The organism is Mesorhizobium sp. INR15 (genome assembly GCF_015500075.1).
GTDB lineage: Bacteria > Pseudomonadota > Alphaproteobacteria > Rhizobiales > Rhizobiaceae > Mesorhizobium.
This window is the reverse complement of sequence record NZ_CP045496.1, coordinates 574,454-601,102: the sequence shown is the minus strand read 5'-3', so window position 1 is coordinate 601,102 and position 26,649 is coordinate 574,454. Positions and strand designations below refer to the sequence as shown.

The 26,649-nt window shown below is 62.3% G+C and carries 29 protein-coding genes and 2 pseudogenes; 14 read left to right on the top strand and 17 right to left on the bottom strand.

Translation table 11 applies throughout. The features are described 5' to 3' along the window. The first annotated feature begins 82 nt into the window (after window positions 1-82). The 3 genes from GA829_RS02805 (at window position 83) to GA829_RS02795 (ending at window position 2,654) form a co-directional block, all read left to right on the top strand. A complete protein-coding gene (locus tag GA829_RS02805) occupies window positions 83-844 on the top strand; it encodes a GGDEF domain-containing protein (RefSeq protein ID WP_195177059.1) in 762 nt (253 codons plus the stop codon). A gap of 203 nt (window positions 845-1,047) precedes the next feature. After that, window positions 1,048-1,218: a hypothetical protein gene (locus tag GA829_RS02800; RefSeq protein WP_195177058.1), complete on the top strand. Its 171-nt coding sequence runs from the start codon at window positions 1,048-1,050 to the stop codon at window positions 1,216-1,218. Then, the gene (locus GA829_RS02795) at window positions 1,215-2,654 is read left to right on the top strand and encodes a GMC oxidoreductase (protein ID WP_195177057.1); all 1,440 of its coding nucleotides are present in this window, start codon (window positions 1,215-1,217) and stop codon (window positions 2,652-2,654) included. The genes GA829_RS02800 and GA829_RS02795 overlap by 4 nt, the downstream gene beginning before the upstream one ends. On the opposite strand, the gene GA829_RS02790 is transcribed toward GA829_RS02795, so the two are convergent. Both GA829_RS02790 and GA829_RS02785 read right to left on the bottom strand, forming a co-directional pair. After that, complete coding sequence (locus tag GA829_RS02790; RefSeq protein ID WP_195177056.1) at window positions 2,651-3,862, bottom strand: FAD-dependent monooxygenase; 1,212 nt, start codon at window positions 3,860-3,862, stop codon at window positions 2,651-2,653. The genes GA829_RS02795 and GA829_RS02790 overlap by 4 nt on opposite strands. Window positions 3,863-3,864: 2 nt before the next feature. Further along, window positions 3,865-4,032 carry a hypothetical protein gene (locus GA829_RS02785; protein WP_195177055.1) on the bottom strand — a complete coding sequence of 56 codons (168 nt, stop codon included), beginning with the start codon at window positions 4,030-4,032 and terminating at the stop codon, window positions 3,865-3,867. A 93-nt stretch (window positions 4,033-4,125) separates the two neighbouring features. Here GA829_RS02785 and GA829_RS02780 point away from each other — a divergent pair, with 93 nt between their 5' ends. Then, the gene (locus GA829_RS02780) at window positions 4,126-4,626 is read left to right on the top strand and encodes a MarR family winged helix-turn-helix transcriptional regulator (RefSeq protein ID WP_195177054.1); all 501 of its coding nucleotides are present in this window, start codon (window positions 4,126-4,128) and stop codon (window positions 4,624-4,626) included. Window positions 4,627-4,679: 53 nt separating this feature from the next. Here the strand turns inward: GA829_RS02780 and phhA are convergent, their stop codons facing one another. Next, complete coding sequence (gene phhA / locus GA829_RS02775) at window positions 4,680-5,513, bottom strand: phenylalanine 4-monooxygenase (RefSeq protein WP_195177053.1); 834 nt, start codon at window positions 5,511-5,513, stop codon at window positions 4,680-4,682. A gap of 138 nt (window positions 5,514-5,651) precedes the next feature. On the opposite strand from phhA, the gene GA829_RS02770 reads away from it, so the two are divergent. Together GA829_RS02770 and bchE are read left to right on the top strand one after the other, a co-directional pair. After that, complete coding sequence (locus GA829_RS02770; RefSeq protein ID WP_195177052.1) at window positions 5,652-6,128, top strand: Lrp/AsnC family transcriptional regulator; 477 nt, start codon at window positions 5,652-5,654, stop codon at window positions 6,126-6,128. A gap of 111 nt (window positions 6,129-6,239) precedes the next feature. Further along, window positions 6,240-7,861: pseudogene (gene bchE, locus GA829_RS02765) on the top strand (magnesium-protoporphyrin IX monomethyl ester anaerobic oxidative cyclase). 93 nt (window positions 7,862-7,954) lie between these two features. Here bchE and GA829_RS02760 read toward each other — a convergent pair. From GA829_RS02760 to GA829_RS36525, 4 genes are all read right to left on the bottom strand, one after another. Further along, window positions 7,955-8,425 carry a nucleoside deaminase gene (locus tag GA829_RS02760; protein WP_195179498.1) on the bottom strand — a complete coding sequence of 157 codons (471 nt, stop codon included), beginning with the start codon at window positions 8,423-8,425 and terminating at the stop codon, window positions 7,955-7,957. Between the two features lie 211 nt (window positions 8,426-8,636). Continuing rightward, window positions 8,637-9,539 (bottom strand): acetylglutamate kinase, encoded by a 903-nt coding sequence (gene argB / locus GA829_RS02755; protein ID WP_374940406.1) that lies wholly within the window; start codon window positions 9,537-9,539, stop codon window positions 8,637-8,639. Window positions 9,540-9,692: 153 nt separating this feature from the next. Beyond that, window positions 9,693-10,586, bottom strand: a complete 894-nt coding sequence (locus tag GA829_RS02750; protein ID WP_258052113.1) for an amidase family protein — start codon at window positions 10,584-10,586, stop codon at window positions 9,693-9,695. Further along, on the bottom strand, window positions 10,492-11,055 hold the full coding sequence (locus GA829_RS36525; RefSeq protein WP_258052112.1) for an amidase family protein: 564 nt from the start codon (window positions 11,053-11,055) through the stop codon (window positions 10,492-10,494). The genes GA829_RS02750 and GA829_RS36525 overlap by 95 nt, the downstream gene beginning before the upstream one ends. A 125-nt stretch (window positions 11,056-11,180) precedes the next feature. Here GA829_RS36525 and GA829_RS02745 point away from each other — a divergent pair, with 125 nt between their 5' ends. The 4 genes from GA829_RS02745 (at window position 11,181) to msrB (ending at window position 13,936) form a co-directional block, all read left to right on the top strand. Beyond that, the gene (locus tag GA829_RS02745) at window positions 11,181-11,720 is read left to right on the top strand and encodes a sigma-70 family RNA polymerase sigma factor (RefSeq protein WP_195177050.1); all 540 of its coding nucleotides are present in this window, start codon (window positions 11,181-11,183) and stop codon (window positions 11,718-11,720) included. Further along, window positions 11,717-12,439, top strand: a complete 723-nt coding sequence (locus GA829_RS02740; RefSeq protein WP_195177049.1) for an anti-sigma factor — start codon at window positions 11,717-11,719, stop codon at window positions 12,437-12,439. Before GA829_RS02745 ends, GA829_RS02740 begins: the two co-directional genes overlap by 4 nt. A 226-nt stretch (window positions 12,440-12,665) precedes the next feature. After that, on the top strand, window positions 12,666-13,223 hold the full coding sequence (locus tag GA829_RS02735) for a fasciclin domain-containing protein (RefSeq protein WP_195177048.1): 558 nt from the start codon (window positions 12,666-12,668) through the stop codon (window positions 13,221-13,223). Between the two features lie 209 nt (window positions 13,224-13,432). Further along, window positions 13,433-13,936, top strand: a complete 504-nt coding sequence (msrB, locus tag GA829_RS02730; RefSeq protein WP_195177047.1) for a peptide-methionine (R)-S-oxide reductase MsrB — start codon at window positions 13,433-13,435, stop codon at window positions 13,934-13,936. A gap of 132 nt (window positions 13,937-14,068) precedes the next feature. On the opposite strand, the gene GA829_RS02725 is transcribed toward msrB, so the two are convergent. Continuing rightward, window positions 14,069-15,673 (bottom strand): DHA2 family efflux MFS transporter permease subunit, encoded by a 1,605-nt coding sequence (locus GA829_RS02725; RefSeq protein WP_195177046.1) that lies wholly within the window; start codon window positions 15,671-15,673, stop codon window positions 14,069-14,071. A gap of 22 nt (window positions 15,674-15,695) precedes the next feature. After that, window positions 15,696-16,877, bottom strand: coding sequence for an HlyD family secretion protein (locus GA829_RS02720; RefSeq protein ID WP_195177045.1), 1,182 nt, complete (start codon window positions 16,875-16,877; stop codon window positions 15,696-15,698). Between the two features lie 127 nt (window positions 16,878-17,004). Between GA829_RS02720 and GA829_RS02715 the strand changes: the two genes are divergently transcribed. From GA829_RS02715 to GA829_RS02705, 4 genes and pseudogenes are all read left to right on the top strand, one after another. Further along, window positions 17,005-17,721, top strand: coding sequence for a TetR/AcrR family transcriptional regulator (locus tag GA829_RS02715; RefSeq protein WP_195177044.1), 717 nt, complete (start codon window positions 17,005-17,007; stop codon window positions 17,719-17,721). 174 nt (window positions 17,722-17,895) lie between these two features. Further along, window positions 17,896-18,153 (top strand): annotated as a pseudogene (locus tag GA829_RS37460) (tetratricopeptide repeat protein); the annotation flags it as partial. Window positions 18,154-18,168: 15 nt separating this feature from the next. After that, a complete protein-coding gene (locus tag GA829_RS02710; RefSeq protein ID WP_258052110.1) occupies window positions 18,169-18,708 on the top strand; it encodes a tetratricopeptide repeat protein in 540 nt (179 codons plus the stop codon). A 179-nt stretch (window positions 18,709-18,887) separates the two neighbouring features. After that, on the top strand, window positions 18,888-20,201 hold the full coding sequence (locus GA829_RS02705) for an IS701 family transposase (protein ID WP_374940380.1): 1,314 nt from the start codon (window positions 18,888-18,890) through the stop codon (window positions 20,199-20,201). Window positions 20,202-20,251: 50 nt separating this feature from the next. On the opposite strand, the gene GA829_RS02700 is transcribed toward GA829_RS02705, so the two are convergent. The 8 genes from GA829_RS02700 to rpmH all read right to left on the bottom strand — a co-directional run bounded on the left by GA829_RS02700 (window position 20,252) and on the right by rpmH (window position 26,474). Further along, window positions 20,252-20,953, bottom strand: coding sequence for a hypothetical protein (locus tag GA829_RS02700; RefSeq protein ID WP_195177041.1), 702 nt, complete (start codon window positions 20,951-20,953; stop codon window positions 20,252-20,254). A 76-nt stretch (window positions 20,954-21,029) separates the two neighbouring features. Further along, window positions 21,030-21,611 carry a ribosome biogenesis GTP-binding protein YihA/YsxC gene (yihA, locus tag GA829_RS02695; RefSeq protein ID WP_258052319.1) on the bottom strand — a complete coding sequence of 194 codons (582 nt, stop codon included), beginning with the start codon at window positions 21,609-21,611 and terminating at the stop codon, window positions 21,030-21,032. Between the two features lie 65 nt (window positions 21,612-21,676). Further along, a complete protein-coding gene (locus GA829_RS02690; RefSeq protein WP_195177040.1) occupies window positions 21,677-22,315 on the bottom strand; it encodes a CatB-related O-acetyltransferase in 639 nt (212 codons plus the stop codon). Window positions 22,316-22,647: 332 nt separating this feature from the next. Beyond that, a complete protein-coding gene (locus GA829_RS02685; RefSeq protein ID WP_195177039.1) occupies window positions 22,648-23,214 on the bottom strand; it encodes a fasciclin domain-containing protein in 567 nt (188 codons plus the stop codon). 187 nt (window positions 23,215-23,401) lie between these two features. Then, window positions 23,402-23,962, bottom strand: coding sequence for a fasciclin domain-containing protein (locus tag GA829_RS02680; protein ID WP_195177038.1), 561 nt, complete (start codon window positions 23,960-23,962; stop codon window positions 23,402-23,404). Between the two features lie 179 nt (window positions 23,963-24,141). Next, a complete protein-coding gene (gene yidC / locus GA829_RS02675) occupies window positions 24,142-25,956 on the bottom strand; it encodes a membrane protein insertase YidC (RefSeq protein WP_195177037.1) in 1,815 nt (604 codons plus the stop codon). Between the two features lie 14 nt (window positions 25,957-25,970). Continuing rightward, window positions 25,971-26,324, bottom strand: a complete 354-nt coding sequence (gene rnpA, locus GA829_RS02670; protein ID WP_195177036.1) for a ribonuclease P protein component — start codon at window positions 26,322-26,324, stop codon at window positions 25,971-25,973. A 15-nt stretch (window positions 26,325-26,339) separates the two neighbouring features. Then, window positions 26,340-26,474: a 50S ribosomal protein L34 gene (gene rpmH, locus GA829_RS02665; RefSeq protein ID WP_008833937.1), complete on the bottom strand. Its 135-nt coding sequence runs from the start codon at window positions 26,472-26,474 to the stop codon at window positions 26,340-26,342. Window positions 26,475-26,649 lie beyond the last annotated feature (175 nt).

The following is a 26,649-nucleotide window of genomic DNA, read 5'->3' as shown; positions in this document are numbered from 1 at the left end:
CGCCACGATTCAAATTTTAACCATCCGCGAAAGGTCACCTTCAGGGCTTGCTGGCACAGAGGCAGTTCAGTGGGAGCAAGCGATGAACAGCATACTTCTGAAATCCGCCGCCGTCGCTTTCGCCTCCGTCGCCGCCTCTCTCCTGTTGACGCTGATCATTGTCCCGGCGCTCGGCTTTCCGGTCAATCGGACGATCTGGCTGACCACCACGCTCTGTCCTCTGGTCCTCGCGTGGGCTGCCACCGCGAGTACATTCTGGCAGAGCGACAGGCTGAAAAACGCGCATCGCGACCTTGCCCGCGCCCACGCGCAACTTGCCGCCGCGCACCGGCGCCTGGAGGAAAAAGCCAGCCGCGACGACATGACCGGCATGCTCAACCGCGAGAGCTTCTTTGCCGCGCTCGACGGGTCCCGGCGCAAATCCGATCGCGGCGCGCTGCTCATCATCGACGCCGACCACTTCAAGATCATCAACGACAGCTATGGTCACCTGACCGGTGATGAAGCACTGCTGCTGATCGCCAGCGCGATCAAGCGTGGTGTGCGCAGCGGCGACGTGCTTGGCCGAATCGGTGGCGAGGAGTTCGGCGCATTTCTGATTGGCGCCACCGAGCAGGAGGCCAAACGTGTCGCCGAGCGCGTTCGCCGCGAAGTCGAACTGGTCCGTTTCCGGCCGGTCGACGAACGCACCATTCCGCTCACCGTCAGCATTGGTGGAACCGTCTGCGGCGAGGATGCCAACGTATCGGACCTGATGCGTGCCGCCGACCGGCGCCTCTATCAGGCCAAGCATCGGGGCCGCAATCTGACGATCCTCGACACGGATATTTCCGAAGCGGCGTGATCGGCTGTACCGGCGGCCCTGGTTGAAACTCGGCTCGGGCGGCTGCCGTTAAGAGAGTTCTAACCCTGTTCGCATTCGCGAACGCCTTTGCGCTGTTTGAAAAGGCTTTTTGACTAGGTCTGGCATGAAATTGGCGTCTGTTTCGGTGCATGTGCCGTTCGGGAACGCCGTGCGCAGTCGAAGCCCCCATCGAGAGACCTGTCATGAGTTTCTTCATCAAGAAAATATCGCGCCGCACGATCGTACAGGCGCTGATTGCATTTCCGGCGTTGTCGCTGCTGCGCAAGCCGGCTGATACCGATAGCTCCAACGCCAACTCCAATGAGATCGTCGAGATCAATGGCTGGATCCTGAAGCGGAGCGATCTGGCATGATCTTCGATAGTTACGAAGCGTTTCGCGTCGCCAATTTCACACCCAGGGTCTGCATTCTCGGCTCCGGCCCGGCCGGCACCACCATTGCGAGGAAACTCGGCGCCGCCGGCATCCGGGTTGTGGTGCTGGAAGCCGGTTCCAGGGAGTTCAGCGATGATTCCCAGGATTTCTACCGTGGCACCACGGTTGGCGACCCCTATTTTGATCTCGACATTACCCGATTGAGGTTCATGGGTGGCAGTTCGAACCATTGGGCCGGCTGGTGCCGTGTCCTGGACAAGCAGGACTTCGAACCGAAAAGCTGGGCACCGGACACCGGCTGGCCTATCAGGCGCGCGGATATCGAACCCTATTTGCCGGAAGTGCATGACATTCTCGAGCTTCCGGACTTCCGTCCGGATGTCTCGATCTCGGACGATATCCGCTGGGTGCAGCTGATCAAAAGCCCCGCCGTGCGCTTCGGTGAGAAATTCGCCGACGAACTCGACAAGAGCGGCAACATCGCTGTCGTGCTCAACACCTACGCCACCGAACTCACCGGCGACGGCAGAAAGGTCACCGGCGCCAAATTGTGGTCGAACGGACAGGATGCCGGCTCCTTCAGCGCCGACTATTTCATTGTCTGCACCGGCGGCCTGGAGAACTCCCGGTTGCTGTTGTGGTCGAACCAGCGCTCGAACGGCGGCGTGGTGCCGAATGCCGCAGCCCTTGGCCGCTACTGGATGGAGCATCCGACCTTCGAGGGTGGCAACGCCATCCTGGCCAATTACAGCGAGTTCGAGGTCGATGCCGTCAACGAGGCCTTCTTCTCGCCGACGCTCGCGGCGATGGAGCGTCTGAAGATCATGAACTTCGGCGTCCGGCTGATCGAGACACCCTATCCGGGCGTCAAGAGTCTCATCGCCGATCTCGCCTGTACGGCGCCCGGCATGGCGGAATGGGTGTCGGGTCAGCTGGACCAGAATCTGCGTTGCGCCGCTCAGCTCTATGTCGCCTGGGAGCAGGCGCCGCTGGCCTCCAACCAGATTGAATTGTCGAAGACCGATGTCGACCATGCCGGCGTGCCGCGCATCGTGCTGCACTGGAAAAAATCCGAACTGGAACGCCGCACCATCCTGGAAGGGCTGAAGCTTTTCGGCACGACGATGATCGACAGGAATCTCGGCCGGGTTCGCATCGCGGACTGGCTCACCAGCGGCCAGGATTATCCCACCAATGCTGAGCTTGCCGGTCACCATCATATGGGTGGCACCCGCATGGGCACGGATGTCACCCGCAGCGTCGTCGATGCCAACTGCAAGGTGCATGGCATGGACAATCTCTATGTCGGTGGCTCCTCCGTGTTCTGCACCTCGGGCGAATGCAACCCGACCACCACGATCACCGCGCTGGCCTGCCGGCTAGGCGAGCATCTCAGCAAGGTGGTTGTGGTCTAAAGGGCCGGCTTGCTGAGCGGCGCGAGATCGGCGCGGTAGCGCGTCACCGCCCGCGTCGTGCGCGAGCCGAAGCGGACAAAGAACGGCAAGATGAGATCTCGTATGAACAGCGCGACACGCCCTGTCGCCTGTTTCCGCGATCCGATGCGCCGGCTAACCTTCACGATGTGTTCGACGCGGCGTTGCCGCAACGTCTGGAACAGGGCGAATGCCTGTTCCGGCGAGGCACGGTCTTCAAGACACGCCGAGAGCACCACGGCATCCTCTATCGCCATCGAGGCACCCTGTCCGGCGTGCGGCGACACGGCGTGCGCGGCATCACCCAGCAGGACCGTGCGGTCGTCATGCCATCGCGGCAGATGCGCCATGTCGAAGACCGGGTAGGCGCGCGGTATTTCGGTGATGGTCTCGCTGATCCGGCGCACCGTACTGGGGTCGCCGGCATGCAACTGGCGAACCATCGCCGCGAGTTGCGCGGGATCGAGCCTCGCCAACGCCGCTTCTTCGTCGAGCGGAAAGGAATCGAACCAGAACACCGGCCCGTCGCCTGACTTGATATGGCCGAAGAAAGCCTTCTCGCCGAAGAGCATATGCATCAGCCCATCGGTCGACGGAACGTTGGGAAGATCGGCCACGCCGCCGACGCCGGTCAGTCCGGTATAGACCGGGTCGGGCGACGCGGGGAAGCAGAGACGGCGGGTTCGCGACCAGACCCCGTCACAACCGGCAAGCCATGAGGCGCTGGCCTCGGCGCCGTTGGCAAAGGCAAGCCGTACACCGCTCTGCTGGACCTCGATACCGGCCAGCGCATGGTCGAAGTGGATTTCGGCGCCCAGCGCCATGGCCTCCTGGTGGAGAACGCCAAGCAGGTCCGAGCGCCGAAGCGTGACACTGTCAGCGCCCGCCTCGCGCATCGATGGCCGCTCGTCGAGGTGGATGAGACGGTGGCCGCCAGCATTCATGATCTCGAAGCCGAGCGTTGGAATGCCGACCGCCGCGATGCGCTCGGCAAGCCCGAGCGCCCGCAATGCGTTGATGCCGTTGGGCGCCAATGTCAGAAAGGCTCCTTCGGTCATCGAGGCGCGCGAGCGTGCCTCGAACACGGCAACCGCCTGGCCTCGCCGGCGCAGCATGACGGCGAGCGCCAGTCCGGCAACGCCGGCGCCAATGATGGCGACCGGCAATGTTTGGGCGACGGACGCGGCCATCGTTACAGGCCATGGACGGCGATGCGTACCAGCACGGCGGCGGCCGACAGCGCAACCAGCAGGATGCCAAGGCCGATGGGAGAACCCCAGCCGTACCATTCCATTGCCAGCTTGGCGTATTTGAATTCCTCTTCTTGAGAGAGCGGCGTGCGCTGTTGAATCAAGCTCATTTTTCACTCCTGTCGGCGGCTGGCTCTTGCCTTGTTTGAGCTGCGGCCGCATATTGCTGTAATGGTCTAAATGTTAGACGGATTGATAGTTAGATGATAGAAATAAAATCGTCAAGCGGAAATCGCGACGAAATGACGATGGCCATCGGCCTTGCCATCATGCAGTGGCAGGACGCGACGCAGGCCTATGACGAAGCGGTCGGCGTGAGGCTGGGGCTGAACATGGCCGAACGCCATTGCATCGGGCTGCTCTACGGCGGCCCGCAATCAGCAGGTGCGGTGGCGACGGCGACCGGACTGACGCCGGCGGCGGTGACCGCCCTGATCGACCGGTTGGAGGCGCGCGGCCTGCTGACGCGCACACGCAGCCTCGAAGACAGGCGCAAGGTGGTGATTGAGGCGACCGAGGCGACGCGCGACCTGTCGGCGCGCTATTATGGCGCAATCGCACGGGAAGGCGAAAAGGTCATCGCCACGTTCAGCGACGCAGAACTCGCCACCATATCGCGCTTCGTCAGCGCCGCGCTCGGCCTGCAGCGCGACCAGCTGGCGCGGCTGAAGGCCGAGGCACCGACACCCCCTGACGGGCGGTAGGGGGTGCCGGTGGCTCCTGTCTTCCCGGTGTAGCCGGGAGGCAGGGACAGGCTCTAGATTTGTGCGGGATCGAGTGCCGGCTGACCCTTGCGGCGGGCAACGATCGCTTCGAAATCCGCCGTCTGGAACGCATCGCGCAGGACGTCAAAGGACGGCAGCACGAAATAGGCACGCTGGAACTTGTCGATCTCGTAGGAGGTCCGCATCACCGTCTCGAGGTCGAACGGCACATGGTGCGCGTCTTTGCTATCGACCGCGAATTGCAGTTCGGTGAAGGACGACATCAGGCCCGCGCCGAAAGCCTTCAACGGCTGGCCTTCCTCCTGCATCAGTCCGTATTCGGCCGTGTACCAGTAGAGCCGGGTGATCATTTCATCGCCGCCAAGCGCGATGATGTCGGTCGCCTTCTCGCCATACATCTGCATGAAGTCGGCGAACACCGGCTGCGCCAGCACCGGGACATGGCCAAAGAAGTCGTGGAACATGTCCGGCTCGACGATGTAGTCGAGCTCATCCTTCGTCCGCAGCCAATTGGTCACCGGGAAGCGGCGGTTGGCGAGGTGGTCGAAGAAGGGCGCGGCGGGAATGAGACCCGGCACGGCGACGATTTCCCAGCCGGTCAGCTTGCGCAACTTGACGCTGACATCATCGAAATCCGGAATGCGGTCGAGAAGGCCGAGCTTTTCGACGCCATCGAGGTAGGAATGGTGGGCGAGCTTGCGCGTCAGTTTGGTCTGGCGGTCACACAGCGTGCGCCACACCGCCTGCTCGTCGGCGCTGTAATCATAGTCCTGGGCCACGGTGAAATCGCCGCGGCACACCGAATAGTCGCCACGCAGGCCTTGCGCCGCGCAGTCACGGGCATAATCGGCAACGCTCATCGTCATGGTCTTCTCCTCGCAAATCATGATCTCGGTCAGTGCGACGAGGCTAACCGGATTCGGCGAGGCAATTCGGTTTTGATGATGACCCGGGCAAGGGATTCGAGGTAACATTCACTCAATTTAACTGAATCTGGAGTGAAGATGCCTCAGTTCGACGATTTCGAGATCAAGATGCTCGATATTCTGCAGCGCGATGGCCGCAAGCCGGTATCGGAACTTGCCGAGGAGATCGGCCTCTCGACCACGCCCTGTGCCCGCCGTTTCGAGGCACTGCAGGAGGCTGGCGTCATCAAGGGCTTTGCCGCCGTTCTGAGCCGCCGCGCCGTTGGCCTGATGGTCGAGGTGTTCATCCAGGTGCGGCTGGTCAGTCACAGCGACGGCTCGCCGGAAAGCTTCATCGCCGCCGTGCAGCGCATGGATGAAGTATCGTCGTGCTGGACCATGACCGGCGATCACGACTTCCTGCTGCATGTGCTGGTGCCATCAGTCGACGAGCTCAATGCCTTTGTGATGCACCGGCTGATGCGGCTCGACGGCGTGCGCGACGTTCACACCCAGCTCGTGCTGCAAAACATCAAGGGGCCTGGCCACGTACCGCTCGGCCATCTCAGGCGATGATGGCGCCTGCTTTCCGCATTCCTGCGGAAAACCTGCACGCTAACTGCTGAAACGGGCCAATCGGGCGTCCATATCGCCACCCAGCATGCACGGACCCATTGGAGGTTCGCCATGAAAATCGTCCTGATCAATCCGCCGCATACCGCCATCGGCAGCCGCGTGCCCGATGATCACCTGCCGCCGCTCGGCCTTTTGGCATTGGGCGGCCCGTTGATCGATGCCGGTCACGAGGTGCGGCTGGTCGATGCCGAGTTCGGACCGATGCCGCTCGCGACGCTGGTCGAGGAAGCGCTGAAAGATCGTCCAGACTTCGTCATGATCGGCCATTCCGGCTCGACCTCGGCACACCCGACGGCTTACGGATCGCGCGCCTGGTCAAGGACTGCGAACCGGCAACGATCATCATCTACGGCGGCGTGTTCCCGACCTATCACTGGCGCGATATTCTTGCCGAGACCGATGCCTTCGATTTCATCGTGCGCGGCGAAGGCGAGGCGACCGTCGTCGCGCTGGTCGAAGCGCTGGAAATGCACCAGCCGCCGGCCAGCGTCGCCGGCATCGCCTTTCGCGACGACTTGCGCCGTCCCTTCGCCACCCAGGCGGCAAGGACGATCACCGACCTCGACGCCTACCGGGTCGGCTGGGAGCTGATCGATCCCCGCCGCTACAGCTACTGGGGCGGCAAGCGCGCCGTGGTCATGCAGTTTTCCCGAGGTTGTCCGCACCTGTGCAATTATTGCGGCCAGCGCGGTTTCTGGACGCGCTGGCGGCACCGCGATCCAAAGAAATTCGCGCAGGAGATCGCCTGGCTGCATCGCCATCACGGCGTCGAATTGATCAATCTCGCCGATGAGAATCCAACGGTTTCGAAGAAAGCATGGCGCGCCTTTCTCGACGCGATGATCGCCGAGAACGTGCCGGTGCTGATCGTTGGTTCAACCCGCGCCGACGACATCGTCCGTGACGCCGACATCCTGCATCTCTACCGCAAGGCCGGCGTCATCCGCTGGCTGCTCGGCATGGAAAACACCGATGAGCAGACGCTGCAGCTGATCCGCAAGGGCGGCAGCACGTCATCCGACCGCGAGGCGATCCGGCTGCTGCGCCTCCACGGCATCCTGTCGATGGCAACCTGGGTGGCCGGTTTCGAGGACGAGACTTTTCGCGACCTTTGGCGCGGCTTTCGGCAGCTCATCACCTACGATCCTGACCAGATCCAGGCGCTCTATGTGACGCCGCACCGCTGGACACCATTCTTCCGTATCGCCAAGGACCGCAAGGTCATCCAGCAGGATGTCCGCCTGTGGGACTACAAGCATCAGGTGCTGCACATGACCCGGCTCAAGCCGTGGATGCTGTTCTTCAGCGTCAAGCTGATCGAGGTGGCGGTGCAGTCGCGGCCGAAGGCACTGGCCCGTATCCTGTTTCACAAGGACCCGGAGCAGCGCCATTCGATGCGCTGGTACACGCGAATGGGCCGCCGCGTCTGGTTCCGCGAAGTCTGGGGCTTTCTGGCCTGGGACCGCCGCGTCAAGGATGGCCCGACCCTGGCCGAGTTCTGGGGCGCGCCGCAGGACGCGGAAGAAGAATCGATGCTTGTTCAGCGCCCGGTGAAGAAACCCGCCGAACCGGAAATCAGCATGTCGCACAGCGCCCAGGCAATTCCAGGAAAAATGCGTAGCGGCAGAGCCGACGAGAAGGTGCTGGAGAGGCCGCGGCAGGTCGGCGAGTGACTGACCTTTCGCCGGAGCCGCCTCCAGCGCATGTGGGGTCGCCGCGTTCCGTGGTAGCAACCCGGCAACGCGAGGATGGTTGGCGAAGAACCACTACCGCTGCCAGAAGCCTCTATGGACTTCGTGCAGCTCCTCCTCAATCTCCGGGAATGGGCCGTGCACCTCGACCTTCTTCTGCCCAGAGCCGAGCACAACGCGTGAGGACAGGCTCATGGTCGGGTTTTCCGGATGGTCGCCAGTCAACGCGAGGATCTTGGTCTCGTCGGCGCCGTAGACCAGCCGGCCGATATTCGCCCAGTAGAGCGTTCCGCTACACATAGCGCAGGGCTCGAAGGTTGAGACCAGCGTGCAGGTCCAGAGAAACTCCGGCGAATAGGCTGTCGCCGCGCGCCGCGCGAGTTCCGTTTCGGCGTGACGTACGGTGTCGATATTGCCTTGGCGCATGAGGACCACGTCGTCGGGGCCTACCAGCACGGCACCGAAGGGGTGATGACTGTGCGCCATAGCCTCGCGAGCGACCGCATCGGCGGCGCGAAGGTGGGCAACCATCTGGTCACGGGTCACGCGGCCTCCCCCTCTCATTGAGGTCACCAGGCTGAGCTGCGGTGTTTCCGAAAGCCCCAGCCCGGCATCCACCCGATGATCGGCTGAGATTGCTACCATCGGCGGGCATTGGCAAGTCCGGCCCGTCGTCAATCAGGGCTGCCTCGCGGCAAAAGCCCGCTGCATGACAGCGGCAATTATCCATTCATCCGGTGGCGCTGTCTAAGGACGCTCAGGGCACGATCAGCGTACCGGCGCCATGCTCAGTGAAGAGTTCGAGCAGCACGGCATGCGGTGTCTTGCCGTTGAGGATGACGACGCCCTCGACGCCACGCTCGATCGCCTCGATGCAGGTCTCGACCTTGGGGATCATGCCGCCCGACACCGTGCCATCCTTGATCAGCGACCTGGCCTCGGCCACGGTCAGCTCGTCGATCAGCTTCTTGTTCTTGTCGAGCACGCCGGGCACGTCGGTCAGGAATAGCAGCCGCGTCGCCTGGCAGGCGCCGGCGATGGCGCCGGCGAAAGTGTCGGCATTGATGTTGTAGGTGTGGCCGTCGCGGCCCGGCGCCACCGGCGCCAGCACCGGGATCATTTCGGAACGCGCCAGAAGATCGAGCAAGGTGCGGTCGACCTCGACCGGCTCGCCGACAAAGCCGAGATCGAGCACGCGCTCGATGTTGGAGTCCGGGTCGATCATCGTCTTGCGGGCCTTTTCGGCGAACACCATGTTGCCGTCCTTGCCGCACAGGCCGATCGCCCATTCGCCCTCGGCGTTGATCAGCGCCACGATCTCCTTGTTGATCGAACCGGCCAGCACCATCTCGACGATCTCGACCGTCTTCTGGTCGGTGACGCGAAGGCCGCCTTCGAACTTCGATTCGATGCCCATCTTGGCCAGCATGGCGCCGATCTGCGGGCCGCCGCCATGGACGACGATCGGGTTGACGCCGGATTGCTTGAGCAGCGCGATGTCGCGCGCGAAGGCCTTGCCGAGCTCGATATTGCCCATGGCGTGGCCGCCATATTTCACCACGACCGTCTTGTTCTCGTAGCGCTGCATATAGGGCAGCGCCCTGGATAGCAGTGCGGCCTGCATTTCGGCGGTGGCGGCGACGTCGTCCGTCATCGGCATGGTTCCCGGTATCTGGTTTGTGCATGTCATTGCGCCAAAACCGCTGGGCACCTTGGGCGACATGCATTGGAAAGGACGGCGGCGTCTTAGCGGGAATCGCGGCAGGCCGCAAATGGCATTGCTGTCATATTCGACACACTCACGACGACGTCATCACGGTACAAGCAACGGTGCCCGCCGCGTCAGCCAGCCGGAGATCGTCTCCATCTGCGCGGCGAAGGACAGAAGCGTCTCCTCGTCACCGGGCCTGCCCATGGCCTGGATGCCAAGCGGCAGGCCGGCATCGGTGACATGCACTGGCAGCGCGATCGACGGCTGGCCGCTGACGTTCTGGATCGCCGGCCAATGGGTGAACCACAGGCTCTTGTCCATCAGCTGCCCGAACAGCGGCTTCAGTCTCAGGAGACGCGTGAGATGCAGCTTGTCGAGCAGGTTCTCGATCAACTCGTCGGCCCCCTTCGGATCCATGGCGCCGCAGGCAAGGGGCGGGTGGGCGATGACTGGCATCAGCACCGCGTCAAACCGCGCGGTCTCGTTAATCAGCCGGTGAGATGCGGATTGCAGCCGCTGCAGCCCGGCGTAGATTTCACCCGCCGAGGCGATTTCGCCGAAACGGCAGATCAGGCGCGTGGCACGTTCGATGTCGCCTGAGACCGAGCGGCCGACACGCAGAGCCTCGGTTCGCATCGTGCCGGCCATCGCGGATGCCACCGTCTTGGCGAAATCGGCGATGAAGTCGCGATCGATATAGGGCAGGTCGATCTCTTCGACCGCGTGGCCGCCTTCCCTGGCAAGGGCAACGGCGGTGTCGAGCGCCGTCAGCGTTTCGGCCGAGATCGGCAGGCCGATCGGTGACTTCCTGTAGACGGCGAGCTTGAGCGCGCCGGGATGGCGTGCGGCGGCGGCGGAGAATGTGCCGTTCGGCGCCGGCGCGGCATAGGGCGAAAGACGGTCAGGACCGTGGGTGAGATCGAGCAGCAGCGCGCAATCGCGGACCGAGCGGGTGAGGGCATGATCGACGACCATGCCATACCAGCTCTCGCTCATCAGCGGCACCGCCCGACGAGCCACCGCTGGTGTGGCCGGTATTCCACGGGTTGCGGGTAATGCCGAAGGCCTTGGACTCGGTCATCAGCCGCAGCCCATGCTCGGGTGATGTCGAGGTGGCGATCGGGATCAGCCCGGCGCCGAGATAGCGGTCGGTCAGCTCCGAATTGGCATCGGGCACGAAAGCTGGAATGCGGCTGCCGCCATGCGAAGGCACCCCCTTGATGGCAATGCCGAGGTCCTTGATGGCAAAGGGAATGCCGGCCAGCGGCAGCGAACGGTCGACAGTCCTGGCCCGTGCGCGTGCGGCGTCATAGAGCGTCTCGGCAATGGCGTTGATCTTCGGCCGGGTGGCTTCGGCGCGTGCGATCGCAGCGTCGGTCAGCTCGACCGGGGACAGTTCGCCCTTGCGGATCAGTCCGGCCAGGCCAGTTGCGTCTTGCTCCCACAGCGCGCGTTCGACCGACATTCTGCTTCTCCTCGCCCACCACAAGGCTAGCGGCTGGCAATTGCCTTGGCAATTCGCGTGCAAATGCCAGCGGATAGCCACGTTCCGCCGTTGCAAATCAATTGCAAAGCCCTAATTTGGCTCGCATGACGCCGCAGGACATCACCAAGCTGATCGTCCGGACTTCGATGAAGGACCGGGCCGCGTTCGATCTGCTCTACCGGCAGACCAGCGCGAAACTTTTCGGCGTCTGCCTTCGTGTATTGAATGACCGGGCAGATGCAGAGGAAGCGCTTCAGGAGGTCTTCGTCAAGATATGGACGAAGGCAGACCGTTTCGCTGTCTCGGATCTGAGTCCGATCTCCTGGCTGGTGGCGATCGCCCGCAACCATGCGATTGATCGCATCAGGGCGCGTCGTAAACCTGCCGCCGATATCGATGCCGCGCTCGACGTGGCCGACCCGGCACCAGGACCTGAAGCGATGGTGGTGGCGGGCGGTGAATCCGAGCGCATTTATCATTGTCTCGATGAACTGGAACAGGACCGGGCGGCGGCCGTCCGGGGCGCCTATCTGCAGGGCGAAAGCTATGCCGAATTGGCGGAGCGTCACGGCGTGCCGCTGAACACGATGCGTACCTGGCTGCGCCGCAGCCTGATGAAACTTAGAGAATGTCTGGAAAGATGACCCTCGCACAAGACAACGGACCGGAACATGGAGGCGACGACCTGCTCGCCGCCGAGTATGTTCTTGGCGTTCTGTCGGCTGACGAGCGGCAGATTGCTTCCAGGCGTATTGAGGGCGAAGCGGTTTTCGCGCGGATGGTCGATGGCTGGGAAGTACACCTTTCGCCGATGGCCGCCGCCTATCCGGAAGTCTCCCCTCCGGCTACCGTGAAGACGGCGGTCGACCGCCGCTTGTTCTCAACCACCGCTGCAACGCCGGCCCAGTCCCGTGCGGGCCTCTGGTCCAGCCTGGCCTTCTGGCGCGGCCTTGCCGCCGCTGCTGTCGCCGCACTGGCCATCTACATTGCCGTGCCTTACGTCAACAAGCCGGTGGAGCAGCCGCAGGCGCGGCTTGTCGCCTCGCTGGCCGCCGACGGCAGCGATGTCAAATATCTCGCCGTCTACGATGCCGCGCATCACGAGGTCGGCCTTTCGCATGTCTCTGGCGAGCGCGCCGCCGGCAAGGACTTCGAGCTCTGGATGATCGAAGGCAAGAATCCGCCGGTATCGATGGGCGTCATCCCGGCCGGCGCGACCACGCATCTGACGATCTCGCCGGCAGTGCAGGAAAAGCTCGCGCAAGGCGCCGTGCTGGCCGTCAGTCTCGAGCCGTCAGGCGGTTCGCCGACGGGCCAGCCCACCGGACCGGTGGTTGCCGCGGGCGACCTGAAGAGCATCTGATCAGCCGCTTTGTACGATCAATATCTCAAGAGATGATTCGAAGTCTATCCTCTGCCATCAGTGCTGTCATAAGCATATGAGCCGGCAAATCGATAGATATGAAAATTCTGTAGACGGCGTCGATAAAATAAAAAAATCCTAATATTTTTGAAACTCACGCACTTGTCTTCCGTATCTCCTCGCGTCCCCAAAAATGGGAAGAGAAAAACCCGAGGAGTTTGACATCATGCGTAAATTCGCCACCCTTTTGCTCGCCGGTACTGTCGCTGTCTCCGCGTTCGCCACCGCAGCCTATGCCGAAAACCCGATGGTCGGCGGCGCCGCCATGTATGCCAACAAGAACATCGTCGAGAACGCTGTCAATTCGAAGGATCACACGACCCTGGTCGCCGCCGTCAAGGCAGCCGGCCTTGTCGAGACGCTTCAGGGCGCCGGTCCCTTCACCGTGTTCGCGCCGACCAATGAAGCCTTCGCGGCTCTTCCGGCCGGCACTGTCGAAACATTGCTCAAGCCCGAGAACAAGGACAAGCTGGTCAAGATCCTGACCTGCCATGTCATCGGCGCCAAGGCGATGGCGGCGGACGTGATGTCCATGGCCAAGGCTGACGGCGGCACCCACAAGGTCAAGACCGTTGGCGGCTGCGAGCTGTCGCTCAAGGCTGATGGCGGCAAGGTCACCGTGACCGACGAAAACGGCAACGTCGCCAATGTGACGATCGCCGATGTCGAACAGTCCAACGGCGTCATCCACGTCATCGACAAGGTTCTCCTGCCGAAGATGTAACAAACAGCCCGCTGCGGGCGAACCTGCGGCAAAGGCTCCTGTTGCTTGTGCGTTCTCGCTCCCGTGATCAGCACCAGCGACACGTCCGCTCCGCGCCATCCACGCCAACGTGGAACCGGCGCGGAGTGTTCGTTTGGGGGCGCCGTCACCGGCATTTGATTTCCGTGTGGCGGAGAAATTTGGCAAATGGTCATCGGAGGATTTGTGTCATGAACCGTCGCGACTTTCTTTTGAGCACCGCAGCCTTCATTGGCGTTGCAGCCGGCGCCTCGGCGCTGTTGCGCATGGGTGGGCCGCAGGCCGCACGCGCCGCCGAGACTTTTGAAGTCACCAAGACCGACGCCGAATGGCAGGCCATCCTGTCGCCGGCGGCTTTTGATGTGCTGCGCAAGGAAGGCACGGAATATCCAGGCACCAGCCCGCTGCTCAACGAGCACCGCAAAGGCACCTTTGCCTGTGCCGGCTGCGATCTGCCGGTCTACTCATCCGAGACGAAATTCGATTCCGGTACCGGCTGGCCGAGCTTCTGGCAAGAGATTGCCAATGGCATCGGCAAGACCGAGGACCGCTCGCTGGGCATGACCCGCACCGAGGCGCATTGCCGCCGCTGCGGCGGCCATCTCGGCCATGTCTTTGACGATGGTCCGCAGCCGACCGGCCTGCGTCACTGCATCAACGGCGTGGCGCTCACCTTCAAGCCAGCCACGGCCTGACAACACTCGATTGGGAATACAAAAAAGCTCCGGGCTTGTGGCCCGGAGCTTTTTTTGTGGTCAGTCTTCCGGGTCTGGACTGGAGGAGGAGCATCCCGAAACCGCTGCCCACGTATCCTTGTTTTACCGCGATCAGTGCCCACCACCGCCGCCACCACCCGGCGCACCCGGCTTGGCGATCAGCATGGTGAACAGCCCGAGCGTCGCGAACAGCACCGTCAGCATGGTGAACACGTCCATGAAGGACAGCAGCGCCGCCTGCTGATGGACCATGCCGGACAGCTTGGAGATCGCCGCCTTGGTCGCATCCAGGCCTGCGGTCTGCTCGAAGTTCAGCGTCATGTTCTGCAGCTTGGTCTGCGCCGCGGCACTGCCCCATTGCACGTGCTCGGCCAGCCTTGCGTAGTGGAAGGCATTGCGGTCGATCAGCACGGTGTTGATGAGCGCCAGGCCGACAGCACCGCCGAGATTGCGGGTCAGGTTGAACAGCCCCGACGCATTCTTCAAGCGCTCGGGCGGCAATGTGCCGAGCGCGATGTTGTTGATCGGCACCATGCACAGCATCATCGAACAGCCGCGCAGGATCTGCGGGATCAGCAGCTCATAAAAGTCCCAGTCCGCGGTCAGGTGCGTCATCCACCAGGTTCCGGTGGCGAAGCCGAAAAAGCCGATCATCATCATCAGCCGCAGGTCCATCTTGCTCGACAGGATGCCGGAGATCGGCGCGGTGATGAACATGGCCAGGCCGCTGACGAACAGGGCTTCGCCGATCATCATCGAATCGTAGCCGCGGATGCGGCCGAGGAACACCGGGTAGAGATAGGTGAGCCCATAAAGGCCGATGCCGATGACGAAGGAAAACAGCGAACCGAAGGCGAAGTTGATGTTGCTGAAGGCGCGCAGATCAACGATCGGCTCTTCGGCGGTGAATGCCCGCCAGAAGAATATCAGCCCGCCAAGGGTCATGACGATGGCGCAGATGAAGACCGCCTGGTCCTGCATCCAGTCGTTGTTGGGGCCTTCCTCCAGCACATATTCCATGCAGCCGAGCAAGGCAGCCATGCCGGCCAGGCCCCACCAGTCGAACTTGCTGAACAGCTTGAGGTTCGGCTTGTCGAAATCGATCAGCGTCCAGGCTGCCGTCGTCACCATGATGCCGGGCACGACGTTGACCAGGAACAGCCAGTGCCACGACATGGCATGGCTGATATAGCCGCCGACGGTCGGGCCGATTGTCGGCGCCAGCGTCGCCACCAGGCCGATCATCGGCGAGACGACGGCGCGGCGGGAAGGCGGGAAGATGGTGAATGCAGCCGCGAACACGCTCGGGATCATGCCGCCGCCGATGAAACCCTGGATGGCGCGGTAGACGATCATCTGGTCGATGTTGGTGGCGGTCGCGGCAAGCGCGCTGGCGGCGGTGAAGCCGGCGGCGGCGGCCGTGAACAGGACGCGCGTCGACAGCATGCGGCTGAGGAAGCCCGACAGCGGGATCATCACCACTTCGGCGATCAGATAGGCGGTCTGCACCCACGGGATTTCATCGGAGCTGGCGCTGAGGCCGGCCTGGATCTCGGCCAGCGAGGCCGAGACGATCTGGATGTCCAGGATCGCCATGAACATGCCGAACACCATCGCCAGGAAGGCGATGACGCGCCGCGTCGAGATGGTGTCGGGAACTGCCGGCCTTGCCGGCGCCGCCGGCGGCGATCCTGCGGTCAGGGTTGCGGTCGCCATGATCTTGCTCCCTGGGGTCCGCTTAGTTCGAGGCGGCAGGCGCTGTGCGGCTGTCGACGGCGACGATCACGCTCAAGCCGGCACGCAGCCTGCCGGTCCTCAGCACGTCGGCTGGCACGTCGATCCGGACCGGAACACGCTGCACGACCTTGGTGAAATTGCCGGTGGCGTTTTCCGGCGGCAGCATCGAGAACACCGCGCCGGAGGCCGGCGCCAGCGATGAAACCGTTCCCTCGATGGCCTGGCCGTCGATCGCGTCGACCGAAATCCTGACCTTCTCGCCGGGCACCAGCCGGGCCAGCTGCGTCTCCTTGAAGTTGGCGACGATATAGAGCTTGTCCATCGGCACGATGACGGCGAGCTTCTGGCCGGGGCTGACAAGATCGCCCTGCTCGACCGAACGGTTGCCGACGACGCCGTCATAGGGCGCCTTCAGCACGGTGAAGGAAAGGTCGCGCTGCGCCTTGTCCTTGGATAGCTGCAGCGATGCCAGCGAGCTCTCCGATTCCGCGCGCTGCGCCTGCAGCACGCCGATATTGGCTTGCGCCGCGGCGATCGATGCATCGGCGCCGAGAAGTGCCGCATTGGCCTGCTGAACCGCGGTCTGGGCATCGTCGAGCTGGGCTTGCGTGCCGACATGGGTCTTCAGCAGTTGCGAGGCGCGTGCCTCGACCTTCGCCGCATTGTCAGCGGCCGCCTGGTCGGCGACCTTCAGCGCCTGCGCCTGCTGCAGCGAGGCACGCGCGGCTTCGGTCTGGGCGTCGATGCGGTCCAGCGTCTTGCTCAAGGTGGCGATCTGCGCCTCGGCCTGGGCGACGGCTATCTTGTAGTCGCCGTCATCGACGACCAGCAGCGGGTCACCGGCTTTCACCTGCTGGTTTTCGCTCACCTTGACCTGGTCGACATAGCCGGAGATCTTCGGCGAGATGAACGCCATGTCAGCCTGGACATAGGCGTCGTCGGTCGAGATCATGAAGCGGCCATCGATCCAATAATTATAGCCATACCACGCACCGCCGCCCAGCAGGCCAAGCGCGATGATCGGCAGCAGGAAAGAGCGCACGGAGCGCTTCTTTTTTGCGGGCGCTGCCGCCGGGGCCGCGGTCGTGGGTTCAACCGGAGTGCCCGGCGCTTCAGTCGCCGGCGCGGCCTTTGCATTGGGGAAAGGGCGGACTTCGGCGGTGGCTGATGTATTCGAGGACATGACATCTCTCTAAAGTAATGGTACTGAACCGTTCGGTTCGATGTGGACGTTGACATAGCGCGGGAAGAGGACCATATCAAGTGCAATCGAACCGGTTGGTTCGAATTATTTTCGAGGTGCGACTTTTATGGCCGACACAGTGCCTGATGCCGAAATTGACCCGTGCGATGTGCTGGACAGCTTGCGCCGTGGCCGCCCCGCGGCTGGCCAGGATCCGGTCAAGCGCAGCCAGATCATAGATGGCGCCCGCCGCGTCTTCATCGAGAAGGGCTTTGAAGCGGCTTCAATGAACGACATCACCCGCGAGGCCGGGGTGTCGAAGGGCACGATCTATGTCTATTTCGCCAACAAGGAAGAGCTGTTCGAAGCGCTGATCGAGGAAGAGCGCGGCACCATCTTCAAGAACATGTATGACGTGCTCGACCATGCTGATGACTTGCGCGAGATCATGGTTGGGTTCGGCAAGGTGCTCTCCGCCAAGATCACCTCCGAGCGGGTCGTGATGGCGCAGCGCACGGTCATCGGCGCGTCCGAGAGAATGCCCGAACTCGGCGCGCGGTTCTATGAACGCGGCCCCAAGCGCGGCCATGACAAGTTCGTCGCGTTTCTCAACACGGCGATCGAACGCGGGCTGCTTGAAATCGCCGATGTCGACCTTGCCGCCTATCAGTTCACCGAATTGTGCCTGGCCGGCTTCTTCCGCCAGTGCATCTTCGCCTATCGCACCGAAGCGCCCAACATGGCCGAGATCGAGCATGTCGTGAGATCCGGCGTCGACATGTTCCTGAAGGCCTACGGTACCGAAAAGCTCGCCGCTGAAGAGAAAATCTCGCACTCCGCCTGATGGGAGCTTTCAAGGCGGCGGTCGTGCGGCCTGGTTTGCGGCACGCGGGCTTGACCTGACGGTGCTGAGTATAAACTTTGGAGTAAAGGCCTCGACGGGTCATTCCGCGGCTAGGAAGATGGGCTGGGCACGGTGGGGTGATTCCCGGTAGGCGGGCGTGCAGGCAGGTCGGGGATGGTTGATCCGGAACTCCAGAATCAGATGTGGCACATCGTGGCGGACTTCAACGCTGGCCGCCACGAACAAGCGCGCCTGCTTTGCGAGGACGGTCTTCGCCTTAAGCCGGATGATCCAACTCTCAATCATCTTCTTGCGGCTGTCTTGTTCGCCAAGGGAGAGGTCAGGGAAGCCCGCGCCCACATTCGAGCTAGTCTGGCGGTCAAGGCTGACAACGCCCCCGCCCAGTTGCTCGCCGGCAAGTTGGCGCGGGCGGAACGGGATTTTGACTTGGCGCTGCTCCATTTCGAGCGCGCGGCGAAATTGGCGCCAGGCCTTGCCGTGCTTCTCGAACGGGCACGCACGCTCGACGCGATTGGCGACCGAAACCAGGCGCGCGAGGCCTGGCGGGAGGTGGCGCTGGCCGATCCCTTGTCCGGCGAGGCTGCTGCGCGCCTGGGCCGCATGCTGTTCGAGGATGGCATGCCCGCCGCCGCCGCGCCCTTGCTGGAGCGGGCCGTAAAAGGCGACGCGCCGGCCTCGGCATGGTTCGACCTTGGTCTTGTCAGGCAGGATTTGCATAATCACACAGGGGCCGCGGCAGCGTATCGCAAGGTGCTGGAGAAGCGCCCCGACGATGCCGAGGCTGCGGTCAATCTGGGGATAGCACTTCAGGAAACCGGCGACATGGGCGGCGCGATGCAGGCCTATCGAACGGCCTATCAGCAGCGCGCCGCAACCTTCGGCACCATCGCCATGGCCCTGACGTCGGCGCCACACGGCAGGCTTTGGCTGGATCGTGAAACGCTGAAAGGCCTGCTCCGAGATTAGCGCTGGTCGCGCTCACTGACGCTTAGAGTCTTTGCTTCATGCATGTCGTTGTCCCAAACCGCTGCGCTTTCTGGGCCGGATTGAGTCTGGAGCCTAGCACTACTTTGGCATTTTTTAGCAACGGGTGAGTTTTTGTGATTCCCAAGAGGGGGTTTGCGTGATTCATGGGAGGTCGGCTTATGGAGGGCCGATCAATGGAGGTGGACTGGCAAGCCGATCTGGATCGCTGGCTCGGGCCGTTTATCGCGGCGCTACGGCACAAGACGAGGGCACGGATGTGTCCGGCCTATATCGCTGGGTTGATTGGTCCAGGAGATCGCAAGAGCGTTCAGCCGATGGCGGCGCGCACTGGCGAGGTCGGCTACGATCAGCTTCATCATTTCGTCGCTGCCGGAGTTTGGGACAGTGCTCCACTCGAGGCTGCCCTGCTGAAGGAGGCAGATGGCCTGGTTGGCGATGAGGCTGGCTTTCTTGTCATCGATGACACGGCGTTGCCCAAGAAGGGACGTCACTCGGTTGGCGTCGCGCCACAATATGCCTCGTCGCTTGGGAAGACGGCCAATTGTCAATCGCTGGTCTCGGTAACGCTGGCCTCGCGCGAGGTGCCGGTGATGGTGGGCCTGCGGCTATTCCTGCCCGAGAGCTGGACGGATGATCCTGAGCGCATGGCGCGGGCCCATGTGCCGAAGGATAGACAGACGGCTCTGACAAAGCCGGAGATTGCGATCGAGGAGATCGACCGCGTCATCGCCTCCGGTGCGCGTTTCGGCTGTGTGCTTGCCGATTCAGGGTACGGCTCCAGTGGGCCTTTCCGACAGGCTTTGAGCAAGCGCGGTCTGCTGTGGGCGGTGGGTCTGTCGCGACGCCAGAACGTCTATCCCGCCGACGTTGCCCTGATTTTCCCCGTCGCGAAGACTGGAAAGCCCCGCAAATACCACATCCCTGATCAGCCCCCGGTCTGTGCTGAAGCGTTGTTGGCCGCAGGGAAATGGCAAAGGGTCAGCTGGCGGCGAGGCACCAAGGGTCGGCTGACATGTCTCTTCGCGGCCCGCCGTGTCCGCGTTGCGGATGGCCATAAGCACCGCATGCTCGATAATCGTATGCAGTGCATGCCGGGCGACGAGGTCTGGCTCGTCGGCGAGCGCCGGTCGACTGGCGAGCAAAAATACTATGTGTCGAACCTGCCGGCCGATGCGAGCCTCAAGATGCTCGCTGCCACGATCAAAGCCAGATGGGTCTGTGAGCAGGCGCATCAGCAGCTCAAGGAGGAACTCGGCCTCGACCACTTCGAAGGCAGATCCTGGACCGGGTTACACCGACACGCCCTGATGACCATGATCGCCTACGCCTTCCTCCAAGCCCGCCGCCTCAAAGCAGCGGGCCGGAAAAAAAAGAGTCGGAGGACCGCCGCCACAACCGAGCATGCCGGCCATCAGGCAAGCCATCCTCGACCTCTTCGCACGGCCGCCACCCAGGCGATGCCCCCACTGTGAGAAACTCCTCGCCGACGCCGTCGAACCTAAAGTGCCAAAGTAGTGCTAGACTAGCGCACACGCTTGACGCGAAACTGCTTCCGATAGACACCGGGTTCAGCGAGAACATCGGCGACGGTCTTTTCGTAGGTGGCCTGGCGAGTGGCATCGAAGCTTTCGAAGACGAGTTCAGGCGCGGCGCGCGGTACGGGAAAGCATTGTGCAATCGGGGTGCCCTTCGGCAAGACTCCGGAAAAATCCTCATTTGTCCAGATTGCCGGGAAATTGATGCCGGCGTCCTGGAAGCGATCCGAGTCGACAACACCAGTCACCAGGCGGAAAGGCAGGTCATCGCGATTGACCGGGTGGGTGGCGAAGAGCGACCAGCCTTCTTCCAGCTCGATCGTCCAAAAACTGTTGAATTTTACCGCCGCCAGCCCATTGGAGAACGGTGCGCCGGCGAGCTGTTCTGCAACATGGAAGCTGAGCGGAGAACGCGGGTGGCCCTTCGTTGAAGGCTCGTTGATGCCCCACTGCCATGCAAAGGCACCGTTCTCGACGGTCACATCGCATGGCAGCAGGATCATGAAGCCATGTGTCATGGCATCAACGAAGGGTGGGCACTGTTTTACCGTGCGGATATCTCGCCCATGGATTTCCGAATAGGCTTTCGCGGGCATCTTGCGAAGCCAGTCGGGCAGCACGCCACGCGCGGGAACGGGTCGAGGCAGTGTTTCGGCAAGCGCCGGATCACAACGGAAAATGATGCGCATGGTGCAGCCTCAGACGGCGGCGGAATGTTGACGGATTGCCAAGGCGCGGTCAACGGTCAAGCGCTCCGCAGCGCTGTTATCCGCCATTGGCGGCGAGCACGATCGCCGCGCGCAGCTCCTCCAGGCCTTCGGCCTTTTCCGAGGACGTTGCCAGGACGAACGGAAACGCCGCCGGCCGCTTCTTGATCTTGGCAAGCGTTTCTTCGATCAGCCTCGGCACGCCGGCGGCCTTGATCTTGTCGGTCTTGGTCAGCACGATCTGATAGGACACCGCCGCCTTGTCGAGCAGCGACAGCACTTCGTCGTCCTTCGCCTTGATGCCGTGGCGGGCGTCGATCAGCACATAGACGCGCTTCAGCGTGACGCGTCCCTTGAGATAGTCGAAGACCAGCTTGGTCCACTCGTCGACCTTCTCCTTAGGCGCGGTGGCATAGCCGTAGCCAGGCATGTCGACCAGAGCCAGCGGTGGCAGATCGGCGCCTTCGCCGGAAAATCCATCCGGCACGAAATAGTTGAGCTCCTGCGTCCGCCCCGGCGTGTTGGAGGTGCGCGCGAGGCCCTTCTGGTTGACCAGAGCGTTGATCAGCGACGACTTGCCGACGTTGGAGCGCCCGGCGAAGGCGATTTCCGGTGGTCCTTCCGGCGGCAGGAATTTCATAGCCGGCACGCCGCGGATGAAGATCCACGCGCGTGTGAACAGTTCGGTGCCGATCACGGTGTTGGTCAAGCTGCTGCCTCCAGAAGAGAGATATCGGCGCCTCTGATGGCATCGAGATGATTGCTGATCTTGTCTGCCGGCCAGTCCCACCAGGCCACCGCCTGAAGCCGCCGGATCGTCCTGTCATCGAAGCGCATCTTCACCACCTTGGCCGCGTTGCCGGCAACGATCGCATAGGGCGGCACGTCATGCGTCACCACCGACTTCGCCGCGACAATGGCGCCGTGGCCGATCTCGACGCCGGGCATGATCAGGGCTTCCATGCCGATCCATACATCATTGCCGACCACGGTGTCGCCACGCACTTCCTTCGACCATGTCGCCGGGTCGAAACCCTTTTCCCAGCCATGGCCGAAAATGTTGAACGGATAGGTCGAAAAGCCGGACATCGCATGGTTGGCGCCGTTCATGATGAACCGCGCGCCCTCCGCAATCGCGCAGAACTTGCCGATGATCAGCTTGTCGCCGATGAAGGGGTAGTGGTGCAGCACGCATTTCTCGGCGAATTTGTCCGGCCCGTCGGGATCGTCATAGTAGGTGAAGTCGCCGATCTCGATGTTGGGCGCATTGACCAGCGCTTTCAGGAAACCGACGCGCGTATGCATCGGGATCGGGTGCTTGATGTCAGGGTTGGGTCCAATCATGGTCCGGCTCCATCCGATTGGGTAACAGGCAAGGTGAAAATAGCGCGATCCGACCGGCAGCACCAATGGCCTGCTGAACGGATCAACCTAGCTGTTCATCGATGGAGCGCTCCCGGATAAGAGGGAGCTTATAGGGATGTGTGGCGGCGGCGTCTACCCAGGCGTTGCGTGACGGCCCGAACGCTGGAACCGGAAGAAACCGGGGCCCTGTGAGGGACTACAGGACCCCGGCCGTTGCCGAGAGACGGCTCCCTCAAATGTTGACCTCTGATGAGGTTGGCAAGGCAGGCCCAGAAAGCCGACGGGCGGATGCCTTTGCCATGCTGGAACCGTTACTTCGGCAAGAGCACCTTGTTGACGACGTGGATGACGCCGTTCGACTGGTTGACGTCGGCGGTCGTCACCTTGGCGGCGCCGCCGGACTCGTCAACGATGTAGAGCGAACCCTTCTTGACCTCGGCGGTGAGCGTGTCGCCGCTGACGGTCTTCATTTCATACTTGCCGCCCATCGCCTTGGCCTTGGCCATCATGTCCTTGGCCGAGATCTTGCCGGCGACGACATGGGCGGTCAGGATCTTGACCAGCTTTGCCTTGTTCTCCGGCTTCACCAGCGTGGCGACCGTGCCGGCCGGAAGTTTCTTGAAGGCTGAATCCGTTGGCGCGAACACGGTGAACGGACCAGCGCTTTCCAGCGTATCGACAAGGCCGGCGGCCTTCACGGCTGCCACGAGCGTCTTGTGGATGGGTGAGTTGACGGCATTCTCGACGATGTTCTTCGAGGTCGACATCGCGGCGCCGCCGACAGTCGGATTGGCGAATGTGTAAGCCGTTGTCGCGGCGAGGCCGGAGACAGCCAGGACGGCCGAGACGCAGAGTGCCTTGAGGATGGACTGTGCCATTGGAGAACCCTTCTGATGAGGCAAAGGTGGATTCGTTTGCCAGAAGAGTTACGCCGCCGATCGAGAAAAGTTTCTTCTTGCCAGAATTCCGATGCACTAAATATTGCTATTGGAAATTCTGGAAATCGAAAAGAACACGCCTCCGCGATGAAAATCACGGAGGCGCGGAATCATCAAATTATTTCTATCACTTCGGAACAAGAACCTTGTTGACGACGTGGATGACGCCGTTCGACTGGTTGACGTCGGCGATGGTCACCTTCGCCTCGCCGCCAGACTCGTCCATGATGTAGAGCTTGCCCTTCTTGACTTCAGCGGTCAGCGTGTCGCCGCTGACGGCCTTCATCTCATATTTGCCGCCCATGGCCTTGGCCTTCTTCATCAGTTCGGCGCCCGAAATCTTGCCGGCTACGACATGCGCGGTCAGAACCTTGACCAGCTGGTCCTTGTTCTCCGGCTTCAGCAGTGTGTCGACGGTGCCCTTGGGCAGTGCGGCAAACGCTTCATTGGTTGGAGCAAAGACGGTGAACGGACCGGCGCCCTGGAGGGTTTCGACAAGGCCGGCTGCCTTGACGGCTGCGACCAGCGTCGTGTGGTCCTTCGAGTTGACGGCGTTCTCGACGATGTTCTTGTTGGCATACATCGCGGCGCCGCCAACCATCGGGTTCTTGGCATAGGCGGGGGCGAGCATCGTGCTCGACGCAACGAGCGCGGAAATTGCGATTAACTTGAATGACGGCAAACGCATGACTTCTCCTCCGGGTGAGGGCTGATCGAAATTGATCGCCTTGGAAATACAGGAGCAGTCACGCCTTGCGGTCGGCGCTAGTTTCGCCGCTCACGGGAACGTGATCTTGCGACGTGGCCAAGAAAAAAGCCCCGCGGATGCAGGGCTTTCTCTATTTTCGAAAAGCAGTGAGGCGCCGGCTATTCCGCCGGCGACGGTTTCTTCCGGAACAAGGCAACCAGATTGTCCCACAGTTCGATCTTGGCGCCCTGGCGCTTCATGATCACGCCTTGCTGCAGGATCGACAGCGAGTTGTTCCAAGCCCAGTAGATGACGAGACCGGCCGGGAAACCAGCCATCATGAAGGTGAAGATCACGGGCATCCAGGTGAAGATCGCGGCCTGCGTCGGATCCGGCGGGGTCGGGTTCATGCGCATCTGCAGGAACATGGTGACACCCATGATCAGCGGCCAGATGCCGATATGCAGCAACGCCGGTGCCGCGAACGGAAGCAGGCCAAACAGGTTGAACAGCGAGGTCGGATCCGGCGCCGCCAGATCCTGGATCCAGCCGAAGAACGGCGCATGCCGCATCTCGATGGTGATGTAGAGCACCTTGTAGAGCGAGAAGAAGACCGGGATCTGCAGCGCCACCGGCCAGCAGCCGGCGAGCGGGTTGATCTTCTCGGTCTTGTACAGCTCCATCATCGCCTGTTGCTGTTTCATCTTGTCGTCCGCGTATTTCTCGCGGATCTCGGTCATCTTCGGCTGCACTTTCTTCATGTTCGCCATCGACGCGTAGGACTTGTTGGCGAGCGGGAAGAAGATGGCCTTGACGATGACGGTGGTGGCGAGGATCGCCAGGCCGAAATTGCCGAAGAATTTGTACAGCGTGTCGATCAGCCAGAACATCGGCTTGGTGATGAAGTGGAACCAGCCCCAGTCGATCAAGAGGTCGAACCGCTTGATGTGGCGGTCCTCGGCATAGGCGTTGATCTTGCTGACTTCCTTGGCGCCGGCGAAAATCTCGGTCTCGACAGTGGCCGACTTGCCGGCATCGACGGTGATCGGGTCGGAAAGGTAATCCGACTGGTAGCGGTGGCGGACGTCCTCGAAATAGCCGTAGCGCGGCTGGAACGGCTGCTTCTCGCTCGGTATCAGCGTCACCGCCCAGTATTTGTCGGTGATGCCAAGCCAGCCATCGCTCGACTTGCCCGGCGTGAACTGCTTGTCCTTCTCGATCGACGCGTATTTGTGTTCCTGCAGGCCTTCGGTGCCGGTGAAGCCGATCAGGCCTTCATGCAGCACATAGGTGCTGGCCACGGCCGGCTTGTCGAAGCGGGTCACGCGACCGTAATTGTAAAGCGAGACCGACGAAGTCCCGGAATTCTGCACCGTGTCGGAGACGGTGAACATGTAGTCATTGTCGACCGAGACCGTGCGCTTGAAAGTCAGGCCCTTGTCGTTGGTATAGGTCAGTTCGACCGGTGTCGCCGGCGTCAGCGTCGGGTTACCGGCCACGGTCCATACGGTATCCGAGCCCGGTACAGCGCCTGTCTGCTCGACATTGCTGCTGAAGCCGACCTCGGCAAAGTAGCCATTGGGCAGCGCCGCTGGATTGAGCAGTTCGATCTCGGGCGAATTCTTGTCGACCGTTTCCGTGTAGTGCTTGAGCTTGAGGTCGTCGAGCCGCGCGCCGGTCAGGTTGATCGAGCCCGACAGGCTCGGCGTGTCGATCTTGACGCGGGCCGTGCCGGCGATCGCCTGGTCGCGGCTGGCCGGCGACGTGGTGCTGCCGCCCGGGGCGTTCGGAATGGCGCCCTGCACCGCCGGCGCCCCTGTTCCGGGAGGGTTGGCGCCCTCGACCGCCTTCTTCTGTTCCTCCACCCGTTGCGCCTCGACCTTGGCGGCCTCGCGCTGCGCCTCGACGCGCGGGTTCATGTAGAACACCTGCCACACAGTCAGGATCAGCACCGACAGCGCGATGGTGATGAAGAAGTTCCGGTTGTTTTCCATCGAGAGCCCTTGGCCTATCGTGTTCCGCGAATTCGGCGGGAGAGTTCGGCCTTCAACTGGCCGAAGGGTGCGGCGAGCGCATCTTCGCGTCCGACGATGACATAGTCATTGCCGCGCGCCATGTCATCCGCGGCATGGGTGCGCACGGCTTCCCGCAGCCGCCGCCTGATGCGGTTGCGGACAACCGCGTTGCCGACCTTCTTGGTGACGGTGTAGCCGACGCGCGGCGCCTCGTCGTCACCTCGATTGAGGACCTCAACGAGGAATAGCCGCCCGCGGCGTTTTTCACCGCGGCGGACGGCCAGGAATTCCGCGCGCTTCAGAAGCCGCTTGGGATTTGGTCCCACTGGCTTGCTGGTTGCGGGCAACGATCTCGTCTCGCTTTAGGCGCTGAGCCGCTTGCGGCCGCGGTTGCGACGGGCTGCGACGACGCCACGACCACCTTTGGTAGCCATGCGGGCACGGAAACCGTGCCGGCGCTTGCGGACGAGTTTAGACGGTTGGTAGGTACGCTTCATTTGTTTTAATACCGCGGGGTGCGGCCCTTCTTGATTCTGTCACGTTGTAACAGGAGCTTTGCCGGGCCGGTTTTGGCGCGATCGAAACCGCGCCGGGACGAATGGCCCGAGCGTGAGCGGGCTTATAGAAAGAAGGGTTTTGGAAGTCAATCCGGCGTCTTCTATCGGTGTTTCG

Excerpts from the sequence above, each read along its gene's own strand:
- GA829_RS02805 (WP_195177059.1), top strand. The coding sequence starts at position 83 with ATGAACAGCATACTTCTGAAATCCGCCGCCGTCGCTTTCGCCTCCGTC.
- GA829_RS02800 (WP_195177058.1), top strand. The coding sequence starts at position 1,048 with ATGAGTTTCTTCATCAAGAAAATATCGCGCCGCACGATCGTACAGGCG.
- GA829_RS02795 (WP_195177057.1), top strand. The coding sequence starts at position 1,215 with ATGATCTTCGATAGTTACGAAGCGTTTCGCGTCGCCAATTTCACACCC.
- GA829_RS02790 (WP_195177056.1), bottom strand. The coding sequence starts at position 3,862 with ATGGCCGCGTCCGTCGCCCAAACATTGCCGGTCGCCATCATTGGCGCC.
- GA829_RS02785 (WP_195177055.1), bottom strand. The coding sequence starts at position 4,032 with ATGAGCTTGATTCAACAGCGCACGCCGCTCTCTCAAGAAGAGGAATTC.
- GA829_RS02780 (WP_195177054.1), top strand. The coding sequence starts at position 4,126 with ATGATAGAAATAAAATCGTCAAGCGGAAATCGCGACGAAATGACGATG.
- phhA (WP_195177053.1), bottom strand. The coding sequence starts at position 5,513 with ATGACGATGAGCGTTGCCGATTATGCCCGTGACTGCGCGGCGCAAGGC.
- GA829_RS02770 (WP_195177052.1), top strand. The coding sequence starts at position 5,652 with ATGCCTCAGTTCGACGATTTCGAGATCAAGATGCTCGATATTCTGCAG.
- argB (WP_374940406.1), bottom strand. The coding sequence starts at position 9,539 with ATGCCGATGACGGACGACGTCGCCGCCACCGCCGAAATGCAGGCCGCA.
- GA829_RS02750 (WP_258052113.1), bottom strand. The coding sequence starts at position 10,586 with ATGAGCGAGAGCTGGTATGGCATGGTCGTCGATCATGCCCTCACCCGC.
- GA829_RS36525 (WP_258052112.1), bottom strand. The coding sequence starts at position 11,055 with ATGTCGGTCGAACGCGCGCTGTGGGAGCAAGACGCAACTGGCCTGGCC.
- GA829_RS02745 (WP_195177050.1), top strand. The coding sequence starts at position 11,181 with ATGACGCCGCAGGACATCACCAAGCTGATCGTCCGGACTTCGATGAAG.
- GA829_RS02740 (WP_195177049.1), top strand. The coding sequence starts at position 11,717 with ATGACCCTCGCACAAGACAACGGACCGGAACATGGAGGCGACGACCTG.
- GA829_RS02735 (WP_195177048.1), top strand. The coding sequence starts at position 12,666 with ATGCGTAAATTCGCCACCCTTTTGCTCGCCGGTACTGTCGCTGTCTCC.
- msrB (WP_195177047.1), top strand. The coding sequence starts at position 13,433 with ATGAACCGTCGCGACTTTCTTTTGAGCACCGCAGCCTTCATTGGCGTT.
- GA829_RS02725 (WP_195177046.1), bottom strand. The coding sequence starts at position 15,673 with ATGGCGACCGCAACCCTGACCGCAGGATCGCCGCCGGCGGCGCCGGCA.
- GA829_RS02720 (WP_195177045.1), bottom strand. The coding sequence starts at position 16,877 with ATGTCCTCGAATACATCAGCCACCGCCGAAGTCCGCCCTTTCCCCAAT.
- GA829_RS02715 (WP_195177044.1), top strand. The coding sequence starts at position 17,005 with ATGGCCGACACAGTGCCTGATGCCGAAATTGACCCGTGCGATGTGCTG.
- GA829_RS02705 (WP_374940380.1), top strand. The coding sequence starts at position 18,888 with ATGGAGGGCCGATCAATGGAGGTGGACTGGCAAGCCGATCTGGATCGC.
- GA829_RS02700 (WP_195177041.1), bottom strand. The coding sequence starts at position 20,953 with ATGCGCATCATTTTCCGTTGTGATCCGGCGCTTGCCGAAACACTGCCT.
- yihA (WP_258052319.1), bottom strand. The coding sequence starts at position 21,611 with ATGAAATTCCTGCCGCCGGAAGGACCACCGGAAATCGCCTTCGCCGGG.
- GA829_RS02690 (WP_195177040.1), bottom strand. The coding sequence starts at position 22,315 with ATGATTGGACCCAACCCTGACATCAAGCACCCGATCCCGATGCATACG.
- GA829_RS02685 (WP_195177039.1), bottom strand. The coding sequence starts at position 23,214 with ATGGCACAGTCCATCCTCAAGGCACTCTGCGTCTCGGCCGTCCTGGCT.
- GA829_RS02680 (WP_195177038.1), bottom strand. The coding sequence starts at position 23,962 with ATGCGTTTGCCGTCATTCAAGTTAATCGCAATTTCCGCGCTCGTTGCG.
- yidC (WP_195177037.1), bottom strand. The coding sequence starts at position 25,956 with ATGGAAAACAACCGGAACTTCTTCATCACCATCGCGCTGTCGGTGCTG.
- rpmH (WP_008833937.1), bottom strand. The coding sequence starts at position 26,474 with ATGAAGCGTACCTACCAACCGTCTAAACTCGTCCGCAAGCGCCGGCAC.